Raw genomic sequence first — 19,756 nt, 5'->3', positions numbered from 1 at the left:
TCGGCGCAATCACAAGAATGCCTCCGGTGCCAGCAGCGTCAAAATCAAACCCTGTTATTGGGAAACATTGCGGAGAAATTTAGCAACGCCCACTGTCTTTTGCAGCCGGTGCAGAATGAGGAGGGCGCGTGCAGTCTGTCAACCGTGGGACTACGGTTGTCAAAGGATTCCGGTCGCGGCGGCCGCGAGGCGTGATCAGGGGTGCCGTTTGGCAACACGTCGGCGGACCGCCAGAAACACGGCCAGCGCAACGAGCATGGCTGCGGGCACGTCGCCCACCCGCGCATAGACGGTCGGCGGAATTGCGGCGGGCAGGTTTGCATCCAAAATGCCTTCGACGCCGAGGCCGAGGCTGGCAACGGTTCGTCCCACCGGATCGATCACCGCTGACACGCCGGTATTGGCGGACCGGACCAGCGGCAATCCGAGCTCGATCGCACGCATCCGGGCCTGCTCGAGATGCTGATAGGGACCGGTCGATATGCCGAACCAGCCGTCATTGGTGAGGTTCACGATCCAGCCCGGACGCTCATTGCGGCCGGCGACCTCGCCTGGAAAAATTGCTTCGTAACAGATCAGCGGCAGCGCGGGCGGCGCGCCGGGCACCGATAGCGCATGTCGCACGCTGCCCGGAATGAATCCGCCGCGCACGCGCGTGAGTTGCTCAAAGCCGAGCTTCTCCATCAAGTCCTGGTAGGGCAGGAATTCGCCGAACGGCACGAGGTGCAGCTTGTCATAGACCGAAAGCACGCTGCCGTCGTGATCGATCACGTAGATCGAGTTGTAGGCGCGCGTGATCGGCGTGCCCCGCGGCAGGTCGGGGGCGCGAACCGAGCCCGTGATCAGCACCGTACCCTTCGGCAGCAGCTCGGCGATCTGCGCCATCGCGTCGGCTTCGCGGGTCAGGAAGAACGGAAAGGCGGATTCCGGCCAGATCAGGATGGTGGCATCGCGCACGCCGGTCGATTGCGGCCCCGAGGCGCGGTCCGACAGCGCCAGGTATTTCTTCATCACCTCCGCCTTGGCGGCGTAGTTGAATTTCGCGTCCTGCTGGAGGTCCGGCTGCATCAGGCGCAGCTTCGCGCCCGCGACCATCGTGGTCGGATGCAGCGACAGGCGGATCGCGCCGAAGATGCTCATGACAATCAGAAGGGCAATCGCAGCAGCCGGCGCGCGCCATGCCGGGCGGCGATCGGGCGTACGGTCGATCAGCGCCGCCGGGCTTGCGAAGATCGCAACGCTAAGGAACGTCATGCCCCACAGGCCGATCAGCGACGCTGTCTGCGCCAGCGGCAGCGGCTCTGACAGGGCATAGCCGAACGCGTTCCAGGGGAAACCGGTCAATGCGTGACCACGCAGCCATTCGGCGATGGTGAGACTTGCGGCGAGCGCGAGGATGCGCGTGGCATCCTTGGTCCAGAGCAGGCGGGCCAGCGCGAATCCGATCGCGGTGAAGATGGAGAGATAGGCCGGCAGGCCAAGCACGGCGAACGGCGTCAGCCACGCGAACACGTCGGCGTCGACGAAGAAGGCGTAGCCGATCCAGTAGAGGCCGGGGACGAAATAGCCGAGCCCGAACCAATAGCCCGTCAGTGCCGCGGCAGGGACGCCGCGATATCGTCCGGCGCCCGCGCCGTCGATCAGCCAGACCAGCACCGGGAAGGTGATGAACAGCACCGGAAAGACATTGAATGGCGCCAGCGCCAGCACCGACAGCGCACCGCATCCCATCGCGATGAGCGCACGCTTCCATCCCCAGGTGAGGATGATGGCAAGCGCAATCTGCCGAAACCGCTGGAACGGGCTCACTGCGAACCGGTCCCGTCGCTTGGCGGCGGGACGGGCGTGTCGCTGGAAGGCGGTTGACCGCTCTCCGGCGTGGCTTCGCGGCGGCGGCTCTCGCGCTGGGTACGCGGCGCAGGGCGCTCCTTCCGTGTCGAGATGCGCAGCCGCTTGACGCGGCGCGGATCGGCATCGAGCACCTCGATCTCGTAATGGCCGGGGCCGGAGATCACCTCGCCGCGCACCGGCAGGCGCCCGACGAAGCTGACGAGATAGCCGCCGAGCGTCTCGACTTCCTCACCCGCCTCGCCGGTGACGAAATCCTCTCCGATCACCGTGCGGACGTCGTCGAGGCTGGCGCGGGCGTCTGCAATGAAGGCGTTGTCGGGCAGCCGCACGATCGAGGGCGGCTCGTCGCTGTCATGCTCGTCGTCGATCTCGCCGACGATCTGCTCGACGATGTCCTCGAGCGAAACCAGTCCGTCGCTGCCGCCATATTCGTCGACCACCAGCGCCAGATGAATGCGCGTCGCCTGCATCTGCGCCAGCAGGTCGATCGCCCGCATCGACGGCGGCACGTAGAGCAGCTTGCGGATGATGCGCGCATCCTGCAGCGGTAGCGCCAGGTCGACCGTACGCAGGTCGAGGCCGGCCGGCAGCGGTTTCTTGCGCTTGGTTTTCGTGGCCTCGGACACCCGTGCGCGCGCGGTCATGAAAGCGAGCAGATCGCGGATGTGGACGATGCCGACGGGGTCGTCCAGCGTCTCGTTGTAGACGACGAGACGCGAATGGCCGGCGCTCTCGAAGCGGTCCATCAATTCGCCGAGCGGGATGTCGCGCTTCACCGCGATGATGTCGGCACGATGCACCATGACGTCGGCGATGCGGCGCTCGTGCAGACCGAGGATGTTGCGCAACATGGTGCGCTCGACGGTCGAGAAGCCGGTGTCGTCAGGCGTCGTGGCATCGAGCACGACCTGGAGATCGTCGCGCACCGATCCCGCCTTCCAGCCGAACAGGGTGCGAATGGCACGCAGCAGCCAGCCTTCCGCGGTCGGCCGCATCACCTCGCCTGATGTCACCACGACCGGCAAATTGGCGGTATTGCGCGGATTGTCGTGAATAGGGTCGGAATCGGGCATCTCAATGCGTCCCCGGGCGGTCTGCATAGGGATCGGGTATGCCGAGATGAGACAGGATCTCTCGTTCGAGCGCTTCCATCTCCTCCGCGTCGCCATCGTTCTCGTGATCGTAGCCGACCAGGTGCAGGAAACCATGCACGGCGAGATGGCTCAAATGATGATCGAACGGCTTCTGTTCCTCGTCCGCCTCGCGCCGCATGGTCTCGTAGGCGATCGCGATGTCGCCGAGCATGCGCGGCGCATCGCCTTCCTTCCACTCGCCCTCCGGCTGGAGCGCGGGAAACGACAGCACGTTGGTCGGCTTGTCGATGCCGCGCCAGTTGCTGTTGAGCGTACGGATACCGGCATCATCGGTCAGCATCACGGCCACTTCGGCGTCGGCAACGTCCTCGTCGACACTCTCGGCGGCGGCCGCCACCGCACGCTGGATCACCGCTTCGGAATCGGGTTCGCGCTGCCAGCAATCGGCAACGACGAGGACCTCGGTCATGGGAAGGTTTGGATGTGACATCTTGTCTGTTCGGAACCAAAGGACGCCCTGTCCGCGCCCGTATGGTCCGGTTGTTGTCTCGTCAGGATTTACCGGCGGCCGGCCGCTGCGGCTGCCCCTCATAGGCAGAGACGATTCGTGCCACGAGCTCGTGGCGGATCACGTCCTCGGCTTTGAAATGAACTTGTGCAATACCTTCGACGCCGCCCAGCAGGCGCGTCGCTTCCGCAAGGCCCGAAGTCTGGCCGTTCGGCAGGTCGATCTGCGAGGGATCGCCGGTCACGATCATGCGGCTGTTCTCGCCGAGACGGGTCAAGAACATCTTCATCTGCATAGACGTGGTGTTCTGCGCCTCGTCCAGGATGATCGCGGCGTTGGTCAGCGTGCGGCCGCGCATGAAGGCGAGCGGCGCGATCTCGATCTCGCCGGTCTGGAGCGCCCGCTCGACGATGCGCGCGTCCATGAGATCGTAAAGCGCGTCGTAGATCGGACGGAGATACGGATCGACCTTCTCGCGGAGATCGCCGGGCAAAAAGCCGAGCCGCTCGCCGGCCTCGACCGCCGGACGCGACAGGATGATCTTGTCGACTTCCTTGCGCTCGAACAGCTGCGCGGCATGCGCGACCGCGAGCCAGGTCTTGCCGGTGCCGGCGGGGCCGATGCCGAACACCAGCTCGTGGCGCTTCAGCGCGCGGATGTAGGAATCCTGCGCGGCAGTGCGTGCGCGCACCGGGCGCTTGCGCAAATTGATGCTGTCGAAGGTGGATTTGGCCGATTTGGCGTCGAATTCGAACAGCGAGCCCTGTGCGATCACGGCGCGGATCGCGCCTTCGACTTCGCCCTGGTCGAGATCCTGCCCCTTCACGGCCTGCGCGTAGAGTGTCTCCAGCACGCGGCGCGCGGCGTCGCAGCCGTCGCGCGTGCCGCCGATGGTGATGTGGTTGCCCTTGGAGTCGACCACGACGCCGAGCCGCCGCTCGATCTGGGCGAGATGCTGGCCGTAGGGGCCGACCAACGCGGATGCGGCGCGGTTGTCGTCGAAGTCGATGACGACCTGGGTCTCGGGCGGAACTTGCATGTCGCGGTCAAATTTGCGGCTGGGAGCGAACGAAGACGAATCCGATGCGCTTTTTGGCAAGGGTTCAGGCTCCAATGGCTTGCGATAAAGCGGGCTCGCGCGCGTTACGCGGCGTCACGAGCTCACCGAGGAAACTATAGCGTTCGAGGCTGTCGATCCGGACCGGCAGGATTTGTCCGATGATGTCGGGCGAGGCCATCACATGCGCAGGCTGGAGGAAGGCAGTGCGGCCGACGATCTGGCCCTCCTTGCGGGCCGGACGCTCGAACAGCACATCGACCGTTGAGCCAATCGCGGCCTTGTTGAAGGCCGATTGCTGGCTGTCGATCAGTTCCTGGAGCCGCTCCAATCGCTGGTCCATCTCGGCGGGGGACACCGTCTCCTGCATATCCGCGGCCGGCGTTCCCGGCCGGGCGGAGTATTTGAACGAATATGCGGCAGCGTAGCCGATTTGCGTGACAAGCGCGAGGGTGGCGAGAAAATCTTGCTCGCTTTCACCGGGGAAGCCCACGATAAAATCTGATGAAAAAGCAATGTCTTGGCGCGCGGACCGGAAACGGTCGATGACACGCCGATAATCATCGGCGGTATGTTTCCGGTTCATGGCGGCAAGAATCCGGTCCGAACCCGACTGCACCGGCAGGTGCACGAACGGCATCAGCTCGCCGAGATCGCGATGGGCTGCAATCAAACTGTCATCGACATCGCGGGGATGGCTGGTCGAATAGCGCAGCCGCGCGATGCCGGGAATCTTCGCCAGATGTTCGAGCAATCGGCCGAGCGGCCAGCTTGTCCCGTCCGGTCCCTCGCCATGATAGGCGTTGACGTTCTGCCCGATCAGCGTGAGCTCCCGGACGCCGTTGTCAGTCAGCCGCTTCACGTCATCGACGATCTTCGCCACGGGACGCGAGACTTCGGCGCCGCGCGTATAGGGCACCACGCAGAAGGTGCAGAATTTGTCGCAGCCCTCCTGCACCGTGACGAAAGCGGAAATGCCGCGCGCGCGGATTGCATCGGGTTTTGGCTGGGCCAGGAAGCCGAACTTGTCAGCCGCGGGAAATTCGGTCTCGATCGCGCGGCCTTCGTCGCGCGCTCGCTTCAACAACTCCGGAAGGTGATGATAGCTCTGCGGGCCGACCACGACGTCCACCACCGGCGCGCGGCGCGTGATCTCAGCACCCTCGGCCTGCGCCACGCAGCCCGCCACCGCGATCTGCATCGCCCGGCCCCCGCGCGCGGCCTCGTCCTTGGCAACCCGCAGCCGGCCAAGCTCGGAATAGACCTTTTCGGAGGCCTTCTCGCGGATATGGCAGGTGTTGAGGATGACGAGGTCGGCATCCTCCGCGTTGGCCGTCTCCACGAATCCTTCCGGAGCCAGCGTGTCCACCATGCGCTGGGCATCGTAGACGTTCATCTGGCAGCCATATGATTTGATGTGCAGCTTGCGCGGCGGCGTCATGGAACCCGGAATTGAGGTGGAGGACGCCCCTCAGATATAGGCTGGAGGGGCGAAAATCCAGCGAATGGAGCCCTCAACGGGATTCCGGGCGCTCCCAAAGGGGAGACAGGTCCCAAAACCCCTCGAATCGGGCCCGCCTGGCGTGGATCCAGCACTACACGCGAGGGGCGGCGAGCCATTCCGGAAAAAACTCTTCCTGCGCGTCGACCGAGGCCGGGGTCACATCAGGCCCGGTGTCGAAGATTTCGACGAGGTCGGCCATGCGCGCATGGACACCTTTCTTCATCCGGTATGCCTTCAGCCCGGCTCCCATGTCCCTCGCCATTGCGGACGGATACACATTGAGGCTGGCGCCGTAGCAGAATGGGATAAGCCCTTCACGCTCGAGCTGACGGCGGATCAAGCACAGGGCCTCGAAGAAATCGGGGGCTTCAGCTTCGATCATCTTTCCGCGATAGGTGCAGGTCAGCTTGCAGACGACAGGATCAATTTCGTACTCGGTGATTACTGCCCTTTCGTCGTTACTGCCGCCGATCAGAGCGATGTTGTGTTGCTCGTCCATGGTCCCGACACGCTCTTTACGACCGAAGCTCGGCCATACCGACGTTTCGCTGGACCAACTCCGGCAACTGATGCATGTCGGCAAAGGTCAGGTCGGCCCCGGCCTTGCGCAGGGTCTCGGCATGGCCGTCCCCGCAATGGCTGCCCCCATGGAAGCCGAACACGGTCATGCCGGCCGCTCGCGCCCCGGCGATGCCGGCCAGGCTGTCCTCGATCACGACGCAGCGCTCGGGCGCCACGCCCATTTCCTTGGCCGCGAACAGGAACAGGTCCGGTGCCGGCTTGCCGTTCTTGACCTGCGAGGCCGAGAAGATGTTCGGCGCGAGGCGCTCATAGAGGCCCGTGCTTCCCAGGCTCACCTGCATGCGCTGATGCGAGCCGCTCGAGGCGACGCAGACGGCCTGCGTGACGACATCGAGCACATCGTGGATGCCGCGGATCGCTTCGAGGTCGGCTTCGAACGAGCGGAACAGCTCGTCCTGCAGATCGCTGTGATAGGCCTCGGGCAATTTGCGACCGAGCTCGGTCTCGATCTCCAGATTGGCCTGCCGCGTCGAGCGACCGAGGAAGCGCGCGAATACCTGCTCCGAGGTGATGGAATAGCCGTGCCGCGTGAGTACATCGGCATGGGCGCGACAGGAGATCACCTCGCTGTCCACGAGCACGCCGTCGCAATCGAAGATGATGAGATCTATAGGCACGAGGGCATGATCCGGAAAAGTGTGAAGCGGTTTTCCGACAAGATCATGCCACTTAAGACGTCGGCTTGTCGTCGTCGAGCGGGACGCAATAGAGCTCGAGCCGATGGTCGACCAGCTTGTAGCCGAGCTTGCGGGCGATCTCCGCCTGCAGCTTCTCGATCTCCTCGGAGGTGAACTCGATCACCTTGCCGTCGCGCAGATTGATGAGGTGGTCGTGATGGCTGTCGCGCATCGTCTCGTAGCGCGCGCGGCCCTCGCGGAAATCATGGCGCTCGATGATGCCGGCATCCTCGAACAGCTTGACGGTGCGATACACGGTCGAGATCGAGATCTTGTCGTCGACGGCGACGCAGCGCCGGTACAGTTCCTCGACGTCGGGGTGGTCGACCGATTCCGCCAGCACGCGGGCGATGACACGGCGCTGCTCGGTCATGCGCATGCCGGTGGCGGCGCAGCGAGCCTCGATGCCGGTCGCCTTGGAGGCGGAGGAAGGTTTAAGTCCAGTCATAGTGTGTCTGCCTGACGGGGGCGCTTTCTGCCATCAATGTTACGACAAGTCACGTCGCATCAGAAGTGCGTTCAATTGTTCCCCGTTGGGCTGCTTATAGTAGCGTTCGCGGCGCCCGACCACCATGAATCCGGCCCGATCGTAGAGCCGCCGCGCCGGCTGGTTATTTTCCTCGACTTCGAGAAATATTGTGCGCACGCCGCGCCCTGCGAGGTGGCCGAGATGCGTCATCAGCAGCGTGCCGGACAGCCCGCGGCCGCGGTGAGCCTGGTCGACCGCGATGGAGAGGATTTCCGCTTCGTCCGCGCCGATCCGCGACACCGCGAATCCGATGGTCTTGCGGCCGAGCCGCAACCGGTGCACGAGCGTGTTGCGCTCGCCGATCATGCCTTCGAACTCGCCTTCGCCCCAGCCGCGGGCAAAGGATTGTCCGTGCAGCTGCGCCAGCCGCGCGGCGTCGCGCGTGGAGGCCGGCTCGACGGCGGCCGTGCCGCCGCGCCACCATTCCGAAAGCCATCTCATCATGAGGTTGCGGCTTGTGCTGCGAACGGTGGCTGTGCGGCCGGCTTTGCGTCGGGTGCCTTCAGATAGAACGGCCGCGCCGGCGTGGTTTCGGGATTGGCCGCGGCGCCGAGCCAGGCGACCCAGCCGATGTCGGGCGCGGGCTGGGCGTCGACCGCAACGGGTTGCGGACCGTCCTTCGGCCAGCGATCGGCGAGGATCTTTGCGGCATTGCCGACCAGATGCGGCGCACCGAATTGCGAGGCCGCGATCGCCGCGTCAATTGGCACGACGCTCGGCCGCACCAGCGGGCTACCGTCGCCGGCTACGATCTGGAAGTAGACGTGATCGTGCCGCGCATCGATCGCCGAGATCACCGGCGCCGTTCCGCTCTGGCCGACGACGGTGGCGGCATAGGCCGAAAGCGTCGTCAGCCCGACCGCGGGCCGCTTCGCCGCAAGCGCAAGGCCGCGCGCCGCCGAAATGCCGACCCTCAGGCCCGTGAAGCTTCCGGGACCGACGGTGACGGCGATGCGGTCGAGCGAGGTGAAGGCAAGATCGGCCGATTGCATCACACGCGCGATCATCGGCATCAGCGCTTCGGCGTGGCCGCGCTTCATCAGAAGCGATTCCTCCGCAAGCAGCTGGACGGCGTCGGTGTCGAGAACGGCAGCCGCGCACGCTTCCAGCGCGGTATCGATGGCAAGGATCAGCATCGAATCAGCTTAGTCGGTCGAGCCGCGGTCGAACCAGTCCAAGTTTGATTTCTCGACAGGCGCACGATCGGCCCCGTAATTCTACGTGGACGCGAAGGCGACAAAATTTTCGCTCCCCATTTTCGATGCGGATGCATCAATTTGCAACCTTAGAGATAGCTAAGTGATTGAAATGTTGGCATTTTAAGTAATCATTAGCAAACCAATGACACCGTCAACGGGCGGGAGAGTGAGTCAACGACGACTCAGACGGGGCGCTTTGGCAGATCAAGCCGCGCCTGTTCGGTCATTTGGAAGGGTTCATTTATGTCTTTTTGGCGAAGCGGTTCTTCGGCTAGGGAGGCTTTGGCTCAGGTCATTGCACTCGGCAAGTCGCAGGCGGTCATCGAATTTAATCTCGACGGCACCATTATCACGGCCAACCAGAATTTCCTGGACGCGATGGGCTACCGGCTCGACGAGATCGCCGGCAAGCACCACAGCATGTTCGTGATGCCGGAGGAGCGGGGCAGCGCGGCCTATCGCGAGTTTTGGGCGCAGCTCGGCCGCGGCGCATATCAATCAGCCGAATACAAGCGGCTCGGCAAGGGCGGCCGCGAGATCTGGATCCAGGCGTCCTACAATCCGATCATCGACGAGGCCGGCAAGCCGGTGAAGGTCGTCAAGTTCGCGACCGACATCACCGCGCGCAAGATCCGCAGCCTCGAAGATGCCGGCAAGATTTCCGCGATCGGCCGCGCCCAGGCGGTGATCGAGTTTAATCTCGACGGCACCATCATCACCGCCAACGAGAATTTCCTGAGCACGGTGGGGTATCGGCTCGACGAGATCCAGGGGCAGCATCACAGCATATTCGTGGGGGCAGGTGAGCGCGATAGCGCAGCCTATCGCGAATTCTGGGCCAAGCTCGGCCGCGGCGAATTCCAGTCCGGCGAATACAAGCGCTTCGGCAAGGGCGGCAAGGAGGTCTGGATTCTCGCTTCCTACAATCCGATCCTCGATGAGACCGGCAAGCCGTTCAAGGTGGTGAAGTTCGCGACCGACGTCAGTGCGCAGAAGCTGTCGAATGCGAATTTTGCCGGGCAGATCGAGGCGATCGGCAAGTCGCAGGCCGTGATCGAGTTCAGCATGGACGGTAAGGTTTTGACAGCCAACGAAAACTTCCTCGGCGCGCTCGGCTATACGCTGTCCGAGATCGTCGGCAAGCATCACAGCATGTTCGTGGGCACTGACGAGCGCGACAGCGAAGCCTATCGGGCCTTCTGGGCCAGGCTGAACGCCGGTGAATTCCAGTCCGGCGAATATCAGCGCGTCGGCAAGGGTGGCCGGCAGGTCTGGATCCAGGCCTCCTACAACCCGATCCGCGACCTCAACGGCAATCCGTTCAAGGTCGTGAAATACGCCTCCGACACCACCGCCCAGGTGATCGCGCGCAAGCGCAGCGAGAAGGTGCGCGATATGATGGAATCGGTCGCCGCTGGCGCCGAGGAGCTCAACGCCTCGGTGCGCGAGATTGCCGAGGCAATGACGCGCTCGCGCGAGACCGCATCGACCGCGGTCGATCGGGTCGAGGCGGCGGACCATCAGGCGCAGCGGCTGACGCAGGCGGCGGAGTCGATGAGCATGATCGTGCAGCTGATCGGCAGCATCACCGGTCAGATCAATCTGCTGGCGCTGAACGCCACCATCGAATCCGCGCGCGCCGGCGAGGCCGGTCGCGGCTTTGCCGTGGTGGCATCTGAAGTGAAGAACCTCGCCAATCAGGCCAAGCAGGCCGCCGACCGGATCGAGCAGGAGATCGGCAATCTGAACGGCATCTCGGTCGACGTGGTCGCCGCGCTGGGGGCGATCCGGGGCGCGATCGAGGGCGTCAGCGAATATGTGTCGTCAACGGCCGCCGCCGTCGAGGAGCAGAGCACCGTCACCAGCGAAATGTCGGCGAGCATGCGCAAGGCCGCGGAAGAGGCGGCGAGCATCGGCCAAGCGGCGTAGGAGAGATCTCGTAGGGTGGGCAAAGCGAAGCGTGCCCACCTCTTCTTTTCGCGATGATTGCATGGTGGGCACGGCGCAAGCGCGCCTTTGCCCACCCTACGGCACTTCGCCTACATCGGCCGAACTTCGACCACGTCGGGCACGAAATGCTTCAGCAAATTCTGAATGCCGTGCTGGAGCGTCGCGGTCGACGACGGGCAGCCGGCGCATGAGCCCTTCATGTTGAGATAGACGATCCCGTCCTTGAAGCCGCGGAAGGTGATGTCGCCGCCGTCATTGGCGACCGCGGGCCGCACGCGGGTCTCGATCAGATCCTTGATCATGTCGACCGTCTCGGCATCGGACTCGTCGAAGAACTCATCCTCGTCGTCGAGATCGGCATCGCTTGGAGCCGCGCCATCGGCGAGCAACGGCGCGCCGGACATGTAGTGCTCCATGATGGCGCCGAGGATCGCGGGCTTGAGCTGCTGCCATTCACCGTTCGCCTTGGTCACGGTGATGAAATCCGATCCATAGAACACGCCGGTGACGCCGGGCACGTCGAACAGCTTTTCGGCCAGCGGCGAGCGCGTGGCCGATTCGCGGCTCGAAAATTCCATCGGGCCGCCGTCGACGACGACGCGGCCGGGAATGAACTTCAGCGTGGCGGGATTGGGGGTGGCTTCGGTTTGAATGAACATGGTTTTCTCCAGACGTCGCCGGTTCAAGGCCGGCGCGCAAGCTATCCAGTAGCAGATGGCGACGGGGAACGCACGGTCAAGGGGTGGGTAGGACGTTTCGTTGCGATATCAGCGGGTTAGGACACTTTAATATTCCCGCGCCGTCATGGCCGGGCTTGACCCGGCCATCCACGCCTTGCTTCGTGGCGCCAAGAACGTGGATGCCCGGGCCTTCGCCGCGCCGAAGCGGCTTCGGCCGCGCAGGCGGGACAAGCCCGGGCATGACGGATATCTGGTTGGCCGCAGTCCAGATAGGGACGCCTACGACAGCGAATCCACGCTTCCATCGCTCAGCGCGCCCGAGATGATCGTCACCGGCACCGGGAACGTGCCCAGTTCATGCGCCAGCAGCGAGACCAGCGGTCCCGGACCCTCCGCGCCGGGATTGGCGGCGAGCACCAGCATGGCGATGTCAGGGTCCTCGTCGATCACGGCGAGCAGTTGTTCCATTGCATCGCCTTCGCGGATCACCCGCTCCGGCGTGATCGCGGCGATGCCGTTGGCGCGGCCGGCGGCGCGGTCGAGCGCGGCTTCCGCCGCCTCCTGCGCCTCGGCGCGCATGATCTCGGCCACCCCGAGCCATTCCTGACTCTGCTGCTCGGGCTCGATGATGCGCAGCATGACCACACCGCCGCCGGCGCGGATCGCCCAGCGGCTGGCATAGTAGACCGCGCGATCCCATTCGGCGGTGTCATCGACGATCACGAGGCATTTGGGCTTGTGACCCGGCTCGAAGCAAAGTCGCTTGCTGGTCATGCATGTCCCGGAATGTGCACGGCCGGCATGCTGCCACACTCCCTCACGCTTGGGGAGAGGAGAAGCTGCCGGCGCAGTGGGCGCCGGCCGGGTCTCGCAAATGCGGGAAATCAGCGCCGGCGGATGAAGCCGACGATGTCCTTCGAGAGCTTCATGGTCTCGTCGGCGATCGCGCGGGCCCGGTCGGCGCCATCGTTCAGGATCGCGTCGATATGGCCGGGGTCGGCGACGAGGCGCTTCATCTCGCCGGCGATCGGCGAGAGTTTCGTGACGCACAGATCCACCAGCGCATTCTTGAAGCTGGAGAACTGGCCGCCGCCGAATTCGCGCAGCACGTCAGCCTTGGAGCGGCCGGAGAGCGCGGCGAAGATGCCGACGAGATTGTCGGCCTCGGGGCGCGCTTCCAAGCCCTTTTCCTCTGACGGCAGCGGCTCCGGATCGGTCTTCGCCTTGCGCACCTTCTGCGCGATGGTGTCGGCGTCGTCGGTCAGATTGATGCGCGAATTGTCGGACGCGTCCGACTTCGACATCTTCTTGGTGCCGTCGCGCAGGCTCATCACGCGCGTCGCGGGGCCCGTGATCAGCGGCTCCGGCAGCGGGAAGAACAGGCCGTCATTGGCGCCGAGGTTGCGGATCGAGTCGCCAAAGTCGTTGTTGAACTTCTGCGCGATGTCGCGAGAGAGCTCGAGATGCTGCTTCTGGTCCTCGCCGACCGGAACGTGGGTGGCGCGGTACAGCAGAATGTCGGCGGCCATCAGCACGGGATAGTCGAACAGACCCACGGAAGCGTTCTCGCGGTCCTTGCCGGCCTTCTCCTTGAACTGGGTCATGCGGCCCAGCCAACCCATGCGCGCGACGCAGTTGAAGATCCAGGCGAGCTCGGCGTGGCCGGAGACCTGGCTCTGGTTGAACACGATGTGCTTCTTCGGATCGATGCCGCTCGCGATGAACGCCGCGGTCACCTCGCGGGTGTTGCGCGCGAGCTCGACCGGTCCGCCCCAGACGTCCACGCCTTGCGTGATTGCGTGCATGTCGACGACGCAATAGATGCAGTTGTGGGTTTCCTGCATCTTCACGAAGTTGACGATCGCGCCGAGGTAATTGCCGAGATGCAGATTGCCCGTCGGCTGGACGCCCGAAAAGACCCGTTCAACGAATGCCATGGTAAGTCTTCCTGGAAGGTATTCGGCCGTCGTTTCCAACAGCGGCGCTGCCCCGTCAAGGGTAATTCGATGGCGTCAAGCCTCGGACTCGGTCCGGGCCGGGCGCTTCAGCGCGTTAGCCGCCTCGCGCCACGAGGCCGCGCCGAGGACCTGCAGGAGCACGCCATAGACGGCGATTCCGGCTGCGATCTGCACGCCCAGGACGATGAAGCGGATCAGCCCATGCGCCTCGGCGGGCGTCAGACCGGTCGTGAGCCAAAGCAGGGCGCCCATGGCAGCCGCGGCGAGCATGATCCGCGGCAGCCGGTTGCGGGCGGCCGCATCGACCGAGAAGCCGAACTCGCTGGTGCCTTTCCGCAGCAGCGAGATCGCGCTGCTCCAGGCGCCGGCCGCGATGCTGGCAGCGATTCCGCTCGCGCCAAGGACGTGTCCGAGCACGACAGCGAGGGCGATCGCGACCACAAAGCCCTTGGCGGTCGCCAGCAGCGGCGTCATCGTGTCGCTGCGGGCAAAGTAGGCCGGCGACAGCGCCTTGATCAGCACATGCGCCGGCAGGCCCAGCGCCAGCCACATCAGCGCATGTGCGGTGGCCGTGCTGTCGTCCGCGCCGAATGCGCCATGCTCGAACAACAGTCGCACGATCGGTTCGGCCAGAACGATCAGGCCGAGCGTCGCGGGCAGCGCCAGCCCGGTCGCCAGTTCCAGCGCGCGCGATTCCGCATGCGCCACGGCGTCACGGTCGCCGCTACGCACCGCGCGCGTCAGCTCCGGCACCAGCACCGTGCCCATCGCGACGCCGACGATACCGAGCGGCAGCTCGATCAGGCGGTTGGCGAAATAGAGCCAGGACACGGCGGAGGGCGTTGCAGAGGCGATGATCGCGCCCGCGACCATCAGCCATTGCGGGCCCGAGCTTGCGATCATGCCGGGGATTGCCTTGGCGAGAAAGCCGCGCATCTCCTGGTCGAAGCTGATCCGCAGCGGCGTCGCCAGTCGCGCGCTTCGCTGCGACAGCAGCATCAGCAATTGCAGCAGTCCGGCCACGCCGACGGTCGCCGCCAGCATCCATGCTGCGAAGCCGGCGTCGGCATGCCAGACGAGCAGCATCGCAATGGCCGCAATCAGCGCGATGTTGAACAGCAGCGGCGAGAATGCTGTGAGTGCAAAGCGCCCCTGCGCATTGAGCAGCCCCATCAGCACGGTGACAGGTCCGGCGAAGGCGAGATAGGGCAGCATCAGCCGCGCGTTCGCGACGGCAAGATCGAGCGTGCCGCTGCCGAGAAAACCCGGCGCGATGATCGTGATGATCAATGGCATCAACAGCGCAATCACGATCGAGATCGCGATCAGCGCCGCGCTGACCGTGCCGAGCACGCGTCCGGCGAAGGCGGAAGCGGCCGCTTCGCCGTCGCGGTCACGGACGCGTAGCCAGGCCGGGATCAGGGCAGCGTTCAGCGCCCCCTCGCTGAGCAGTCGCCGAACCACATTGACGAGCTGAAACGCGGCCAGAAACGCATCGGCCACCGCGCCCGTGCCCAACAGTGCAGCAATCATCGAATCGCGTGCAAAACCAAGCAGCCGCGAGGCCAGTGTTCCCGTTGAAACTGTCAGGAAAGAGCGGATCATTGCGCCGACATAATACCGTTGCTTGCCCGCTTGGGGCCGGTCGTGATAGGCCGCGAGCCAGATTTCAGACCGACAGGAAGCGGATTTCCGCGGGTATCGCAATCCGCCAAACAGGATCAAGGTGAATGGCTGACGTGAAATATGACGTTCTCGGCATCGGCAACGCGCTGTTCGACGTGCTGGTCCGGACTGACGAGGCTTTTCTGGCCAAACACGCCATGACCAAGGGCAGCATGTCCCTGATCGACGAGGCGCGGGCCGCCGCCATCTACAAGGACATGGGCCCGGCGACCGAAGTCTCGGGCGGCTCGGCCGCCAACACCATCGTCGGCATCGGCAGCCTCGGGGCACGCGCGGCCTATGTCGGCAAGGTCAAGGACGACCAGATCGGCAAGCTCTATGTCCACGACATCCGCGCCGCCGGCGTCGCCTTCAACACGCCCGCCGCGAAAGACGGCCCTGCGACCGGCTGTTCCTACATCCTGGTCACTGATGACGGCGAGCGCACCATGAACACCTATCTCGGTGCCGCACAGGACCTGTCGCCCGCCGACATCGATCCGGCCGAGATCGCGTCGGCCGGCATCGTCTATCTCGAAGGCTATCTCTGGGATCCGAAGAACGCCAAGGACGCCTTCGTCAAGGCGGCCCAGATCGCGCATGATGCCAAGCGCAAGGTGGCGCTGACGCTGTCGGATTCGTTCTGCGTCGACCGCTATCGCGACGAATTCCTCGGGCTGATGCGCAACGGTACCGTCGACATCGTGTTCGCCAACGAATCCGAGCTGCATTCGCTCTACACGACCTCGGACTTCGACACCGCGCTGAAGCAGCTGCGCAACGACGTCAAGCTCGGCGTGGTCACCCGCAGCGAGAAGGGCTGCGTGGTGGTGACGCCGACCGAGGCCGTCGCCGCGCCGGCCTCGCCGATCGCGAAGCTGGTGGACACCACCGGCGCCGGTGATCTCTTCGCCGCCGGCTTCCTGTACGGTCTCGCGCGTAACCTGGCGCACAAGCAGTGCGGCGAGCTCGGCGCGCTCGCGGCTGCCGAAGTGATCCAGCACATCGGCGCGCGGCCGCAGGTGTCGCTGAAGGAGCTGGCGCAGCAGCGCGGGTTGACCGTTTAAGGAAGTCGCGCCCCAACCGCGCTGTCGTCGCCCGGCTTGACCGGGCGATCCAGTATTCCAGAGGCGGTTGTGATTTAATCGAGACGCCGCGGCGTACTGGATTCCCCGTTTTCGCGGGGAATGACAGTTGCGGCTCGCGGCCTAAGCCGTCTTCGCCGCCTTCAATCCCAGCCGCTGCTCCACCGCATCGCGCATCACGAATTTCTGGATCTTGCCGGTCACGGTCATCGGAAACTCGTCGACGAACTCCACATAGCGCGGGATCTTGTTGTGCGCGATCTGGCCGTCGCAGAACGCGCGAACCTCTTCGGCCGTCAGCGTCTCGCCCGGCCTGACGCGGATCCAGGCGCAGAGCTCCTCGCCATAGCGGGTGTCGGCCACGCCAAAAATCTGCACGTCCTGAATCTTGGGGTGGCGATACAGGAATTCCTCGATCTCGCGCGGATAGAGGTTCTCGCCGCCGCGGATCACCAGATCCTTGATGCGGCCGACGATGTTGCAATAGCCCTCGTCGTCGATGGTGGCGAGATCGCCGGTGTGCATCCAGCCATTGGCATCAAGCACGTCCGCCGTCTTTTCCTTCTCCTCCCAATAGCCCAGCATGATGCTGTAGCCGCGGGTGCAGAGCTCGCCGCGTTCGCCGCGCTTGACGATCCTGCCCTCGAGATCGACGACCTTGACCTCGACATGCGGATGAATCCGCCCGACGGTAGAGACACGCCGTTCGAGCGGGTCGTCCGTCGCGCTCTGGAAGCTGACCGGACTGGTCTCGGTCATGCCGTAGGCGATGGTGACCTCGCGCATGTTCATCTCGGTGTTGACGCGCTTCATCACCTCGATCGGGCAGGGCGCGCCCGCCATGATGCCGGTGCGCAGCGATGTCAGGTCAAACTTTGGGAATTCGGGGTGATCGAGCTCCGCGATGAACATCGTCGGCACGCCGTACAGCGCCGTGCACTTTTCCTGCTCGACCGCGCGCAGCGTCGCGAGCGGATCGAAGCCCTCGCCGGGATATACCATCGTCGTGCCGAGCGTGACGGAGGCGAGGTTGCCCATCACCATGCCGAAGCAGTGATAGAGCGGCACCGGAATGCAGATGCGATCCTGCTCGGTCAGGTGCATCGCACGTCCCGTGAAATAGCCATTGTTGAGGATATTGTGGTGCGTCAGCGTCACGCCCTTGGGCGATCCCGTGGTGCCGCTGGTGAACTGGATGTTGACGGGATCGTCGAATTGCAAGGCAGCGCCGAGTGCAGTGAGCTGCTCGCGATGCTGCGCTCCGCCCATGCGCGCGACCTCTTCGAACGGGATCGTACCTGATGCCGCGGGGCCACCGATCTGGATCACCATCCGCAAGTCCGGCAGTCGCGCTGCGTTGAGTTGTCCGGGCTTGGCGCCGGCCAGTTCCGGCAGCAGCGTGTTGAGCATCTCAATGTAATGACTGGTCTTGAACACGGTCGCCGTGACGATCGCCTTGCAGCCGACCTTGCGCAGCGCGAACTCCAGCTCGCTCAAGCGGTAGGCGGGATTGATCGTCACCAGGATCAGGCCGGCCTTGGCGGCGGCGAACTGGGTCAGCGTCCATTCCGGCCGGTTCAGCGACCAGATGCCGATCCGCTGCCCTCGCTCGAGGCCGAGCGCGAGAAAGCCGGCGGCGAGCGCGTCGACCCGTTCGGCGAATTCGGTCCAGGTCCATCGCACGCCGTGGCTAGGCGAGACCAGCGCCTCGCGATGGCCCCAGCGCCGCACGGCGCGGTCAAGGCTGCGGCCGATGGTTTCGCCGAGCAGCGGCGTGTCCGAGATGCCGCAAACATAGCTGTCGGCTTTATCAGACAATTCGAAATCCTCTCGTCAAAGATAGTCAGTGCGATCTTTTTCGGTCGTCATGCCCGGGCTTGTCCCGCCTGCGCGGCCGAAGCCGCTTCGGCGCAGCGAAGGCCCGGGCATCCACGTTCTTCGTGCAGCAAGGTCAGGCGTGGATGGCCGGGACAAGCCCGGCCATGACGTGTGGGGAGAGCTCGGCTCTCCCTTAGGCCGCCTTCTTCCCGCTGCCCGCATCGAGCCCGGCATACACGCCACGCTCGAATCCCGTGAAGGCCTCGATGCACTTGGCGTCGACGAACGGCAACACCTGCATCAGGATCACGCCGGAAACATCGCGCGCCGGGTCGATCCAGAAATAGGTGTTGGCGAGACCGGCCCAGGCGAGGCTGCCGGCGCTGCGGCCCTCCGGCGTCTTGGCAGTATTGATCAGGAAGGACAGCCCCCACTTCTTCACGATGTCGGGGAAGAGATCGACATCGTTGGTGTACATGGGCGCAACCGTCGTCATCTTGCCAATGGTGAGATCGCCGATGTGGTTCTGGCCCATCAGCGCGACCGTCTCGGGCTTCAGCACCTGGTTGCCGTTGCCGCGGCCCTTGTTGAGGATCATCTGGGTGAACTTGATGTAGTCGCCGGCAGTGCCGTAAAGGCCGCCGCCGCCCATGCAAAATTCCGGATTCTGCTCGATCTCGAACGGGATCGGCGCCAGCGATCCATCCTCGCCGCGAGCATGGGTGGCGACCAGCCGCTGGCGCATGTTGTCGGTGATCTTGAAGCCGGTGTCGCTCATACCGAGCGGAGTGAAGAGATTGTCGCGCAGATAGGCATCGAGCCGCTTGCCGCTCACGGCTTCCACTGCCTTGCCGACGAAGTCGATGTTGATGCCGTATTCCCAGCGCGTACCGGGATCAGACATGATCGGCGTCTTCAGCGCGACGTCCTGGCAGGAGAAGATGTTCGGGGTTCCGGTCTTCTCCAGATAGACCGCGAGATCGCCGTTCCACACATTGTAAGCAAAACCAGCGGTGTGGGTCATGAGCTGGCGCAGCGTGATCGCGCCCTTCGCCGGCCGCAGTTTCGGTTCGCCCTTGGCATCAAAACCTTCGAGCACCTGCGGCTTGGCGAGGTCGGGCAGCACCGAACCGATCGGCGCATCCAGCGACAGCTTGCCCTGCTCGACCAGCTGCATCGCGCCTGCTGAAGTCACCGCCTTGGTCATCGAGGCGATCCAGAACACGCTGTCGTCAGTCATCGCATCGGGCTTGGACAGGTCGCGCTTGCCGAACGCGCTTTGATAGATCACGTCGTTGCCGCTGGCGGCGATCGCGACGACGCCGGGAATCTCCTTGGCGTCGCTCTTCTGGCGCAGGATCTCGTCGATCTGGGCTTTGCTTTGCATACGCGTTTCCTCCGGTTTGATTATTGTTGGAAGCGAATGATTGTCCTCCTGCACGGTCCGCGCGGCAAGCGCGTCCAGATGCCCGCGCCGGTCGCGATGTCGTGACTTGACGGTGCGTGGCGTGCGCAGGACGAGAGAGGGCTGAACTGCAACACTCCGTCACAATCTGCGGTGGATGGCCGCAACTCACCGTGACCGTGGATAGGCTCTGG

18 protein-coding genes are annotated in these 19,756 nt (G+C 64.4%); 2 read left to right on the top strand and 16 right to left on the bottom strand.

Features of this window, described 5'->3' with window-relative positions:
* Positions 1 to 195: 195 nt before the first annotated feature.
* The 10 genes from lnt to tsaB form a co-directional block, all read right to left on the bottom strand.
* Positions 196 to 1,809, bottom strand: coding sequence for an apolipoprotein N-acyltransferase (gene lnt, locus AB7Z56_RS00240; RefSeq protein ID WP_063980133.1), 1,614 nt, complete (start codon positions 1,807 to 1,809; stop codon positions 196 to 198).
* Positions 1,806 to 2,924 carry a hemolysin family protein gene (locus tag AB7Z56_RS00235; protein ID WP_063980132.1) on the bottom strand — a complete coding sequence of 373 codons (1,119 nt, stop codon included), beginning with the start codon at positions 2,922 to 2,924 and terminating at the stop codon, positions 1,806 to 1,808. Before AB7Z56_RS00235 ends, lnt begins: the two co-directional genes overlap by 4 nt.
* Position 2,925: 1 nt before the next feature.
* Positions 2,926 to 3,414, bottom strand: a complete 489-nt coding sequence (gene ybeY, locus AB7Z56_RS00230) for an rRNA maturation RNase YbeY (RefSeq protein WP_223153827.1) — start codon at positions 3,412 to 3,414, stop codon at positions 2,926 to 2,928.
* A gap of 82 nt (positions 3,415 to 3,496) precedes the next feature.
* Positions 3,497 to 4,492 carry a PhoH family protein gene (locus AB7Z56_RS00225; RefSeq protein WP_063980131.1) on the bottom strand — a complete coding sequence of 332 codons (996 nt, stop codon included), beginning with the start codon at positions 4,490 to 4,492 and terminating at the stop codon, positions 3,497 to 3,499.
* 64 nt (positions 4,493 to 4,556) lie between these two features.
* Positions 4,557 to 5,951: a tRNA (N6-isopentenyl adenosine(37)-C2)-methylthiotransferase MiaB gene (gene miaB / locus AB7Z56_RS00220; RefSeq protein WP_063980130.1), complete on the bottom strand. Its 1,395-nt coding sequence runs from the start codon at positions 5,949 to 5,951 to the stop codon at positions 4,557 to 4,559.
* Positions 5,952 to 6,105: 154 nt separating this feature from the next.
* On the bottom strand, positions 6,106 to 6,513 hold the full coding sequence (locus AB7Z56_RS00215) for a hypothetical protein (RefSeq protein WP_063980129.1): 408 nt from the start codon (positions 6,511 to 6,513) through the stop codon (positions 6,106 to 6,108).
* A gap of 16 nt (positions 6,514 to 6,529) precedes the next feature.
* The gene (locus tag AB7Z56_RS00210; RefSeq protein ID WP_063980128.1) at positions 6,530 to 7,213 is read right to left on the bottom strand and encodes an HAD family hydrolase; all 684 of its coding nucleotides are present in this window, start codon (positions 7,211 to 7,213) and stop codon (positions 6,530 to 6,532) included.
* A 52-nt stretch (positions 7,214 to 7,265) separates the two neighbouring features.
* On the bottom strand, positions 7,266 to 7,721 hold the full coding sequence (locus AB7Z56_RS00205) for a Fur family transcriptional regulator (protein WP_028150589.1): 456 nt from the start codon (positions 7,719 to 7,721) through the stop codon (positions 7,266 to 7,268).
* Between the two features lie 39 nt (positions 7,722 to 7,760).
* A complete protein-coding gene (rimI, locus tag AB7Z56_RS00200) occupies positions 7,761 to 8,246 on the bottom strand; it encodes a ribosomal protein S18-alanine N-acetyltransferase (RefSeq protein ID WP_063980127.1) in 486 nt (161 codons plus the stop codon).
* Entirely contained in the window at positions 8,243 to 8,938 is a 696-nt protein-coding gene (gene tsaB / locus AB7Z56_RS00195) for a tRNA (adenosine(37)-N6)-threonylcarbamoyltransferase complex dimerization subunit type 1 TsaB (protein WP_063980126.1), read from the bottom strand. Before tsaB ends, rimI begins: the two co-directional genes overlap by 4 nt.
* Before the next feature lie 306 nt (positions 8,939 to 9,244).
* On the opposite strand from tsaB, the gene AB7Z56_RS00190 reads away from it, so the two are divergent.
* Positions 9,245 to 10,930: a methyl-accepting chemotaxis protein gene (locus AB7Z56_RS00190; RefSeq protein ID WP_063980125.1), complete on the top strand. Its 1,686-nt coding sequence runs from the start codon at positions 9,245 to 9,247 to the stop codon at positions 10,928 to 10,930.
* A gap of 110 nt (positions 10,931 to 11,040) precedes the next feature.
* Here AB7Z56_RS00190 and AB7Z56_RS00185 read toward each other — a convergent pair whose 3' ends face one another.
* From AB7Z56_RS00185 to murJ, 4 genes are all read right to left on the bottom strand, one after another.
* A complete protein-coding gene (locus tag AB7Z56_RS00185; RefSeq protein WP_063985958.1) occupies positions 11,041 to 11,610 on the bottom strand; it encodes a NifU family protein in 570 nt (189 codons plus the stop codon).
* 300 nt (positions 11,611 to 11,910) lie between these two features.
* A complete protein-coding gene (locus tag AB7Z56_RS00180) occupies positions 11,911 to 12,405 on the bottom strand; it encodes a universal stress protein (protein ID WP_063980124.1) in 495 nt (164 codons plus the stop codon).
* A 110-nt stretch (positions 12,406 to 12,515) separates the two neighbouring features.
* Positions 12,516 to 13,568: a tryptophan--tRNA ligase gene (gene trpS, locus AB7Z56_RS00175; RefSeq protein ID WP_063980123.1), complete on the bottom strand. Its 1,053-nt coding sequence runs from the start codon at positions 13,566 to 13,568 to the stop codon at positions 12,516 to 12,518.
* 75 nt (positions 13,569 to 13,643) lie between these two features.
* Complete coding sequence (gene murJ / locus AB7Z56_RS00170) at positions 13,644 to 15,194, bottom strand: murein biosynthesis integral membrane protein MurJ (protein ID WP_441256133.1); 1,551 nt, start codon at positions 15,192 to 15,194, stop codon at positions 13,644 to 13,646.
* Positions 15,195 to 15,319: 125 nt separating this feature from the next.
* Between murJ and AB7Z56_RS00165 the strand changes: the two genes are divergently transcribed.
* Positions 15,320 to 16,321, top strand: coding sequence for an adenosine kinase (locus AB7Z56_RS00165; protein WP_063980121.1), 1,002 nt, complete (start codon positions 15,320 to 15,322; stop codon positions 16,319 to 16,321).
* A 141-nt stretch (positions 16,322 to 16,462) separates the two neighbouring features.
* Here the strand turns inward: AB7Z56_RS00165 and AB7Z56_RS00160 are convergent, their stop codons facing one another.
* Both AB7Z56_RS00160 and AB7Z56_RS00155 read right to left on the bottom strand, forming a co-directional pair.
* Positions 16,463 to 18,157: an AMP-binding protein gene (locus tag AB7Z56_RS00160; RefSeq protein WP_063980120.1), complete on the bottom strand. Its 1,695-nt coding sequence runs from the start codon at positions 18,155 to 18,157 to the stop codon at positions 16,463 to 16,465.
* Positions 18,158 to 18,350: 193 nt separating this feature from the next.
* Complete coding sequence (locus tag AB7Z56_RS00155; protein ID WP_231143725.1) at positions 18,351 to 19,544, bottom strand: serine hydrolase domain-containing protein; 1,194 nt, start codon at positions 19,542 to 19,544, stop codon at positions 18,351 to 18,353.
* Positions 19,545 to 19,756: the final 212 nt, after the last annotated feature.

This window comes from Bradyrhizobium sp. 482_C4_N1_8 (assembly GCF_052075965.1).
GTDB classification, from domain to species: domain Bacteria; phylum Pseudomonadota; class Alphaproteobacteria; order Rhizobiales; family Xanthobacteraceae; genus Bradyrhizobium; species Bradyrhizobium barranii.
Note: the sequence above shows the minus strand (reverse complement) of the source record. Positions and strands in the feature narration are given on the sequence as shown.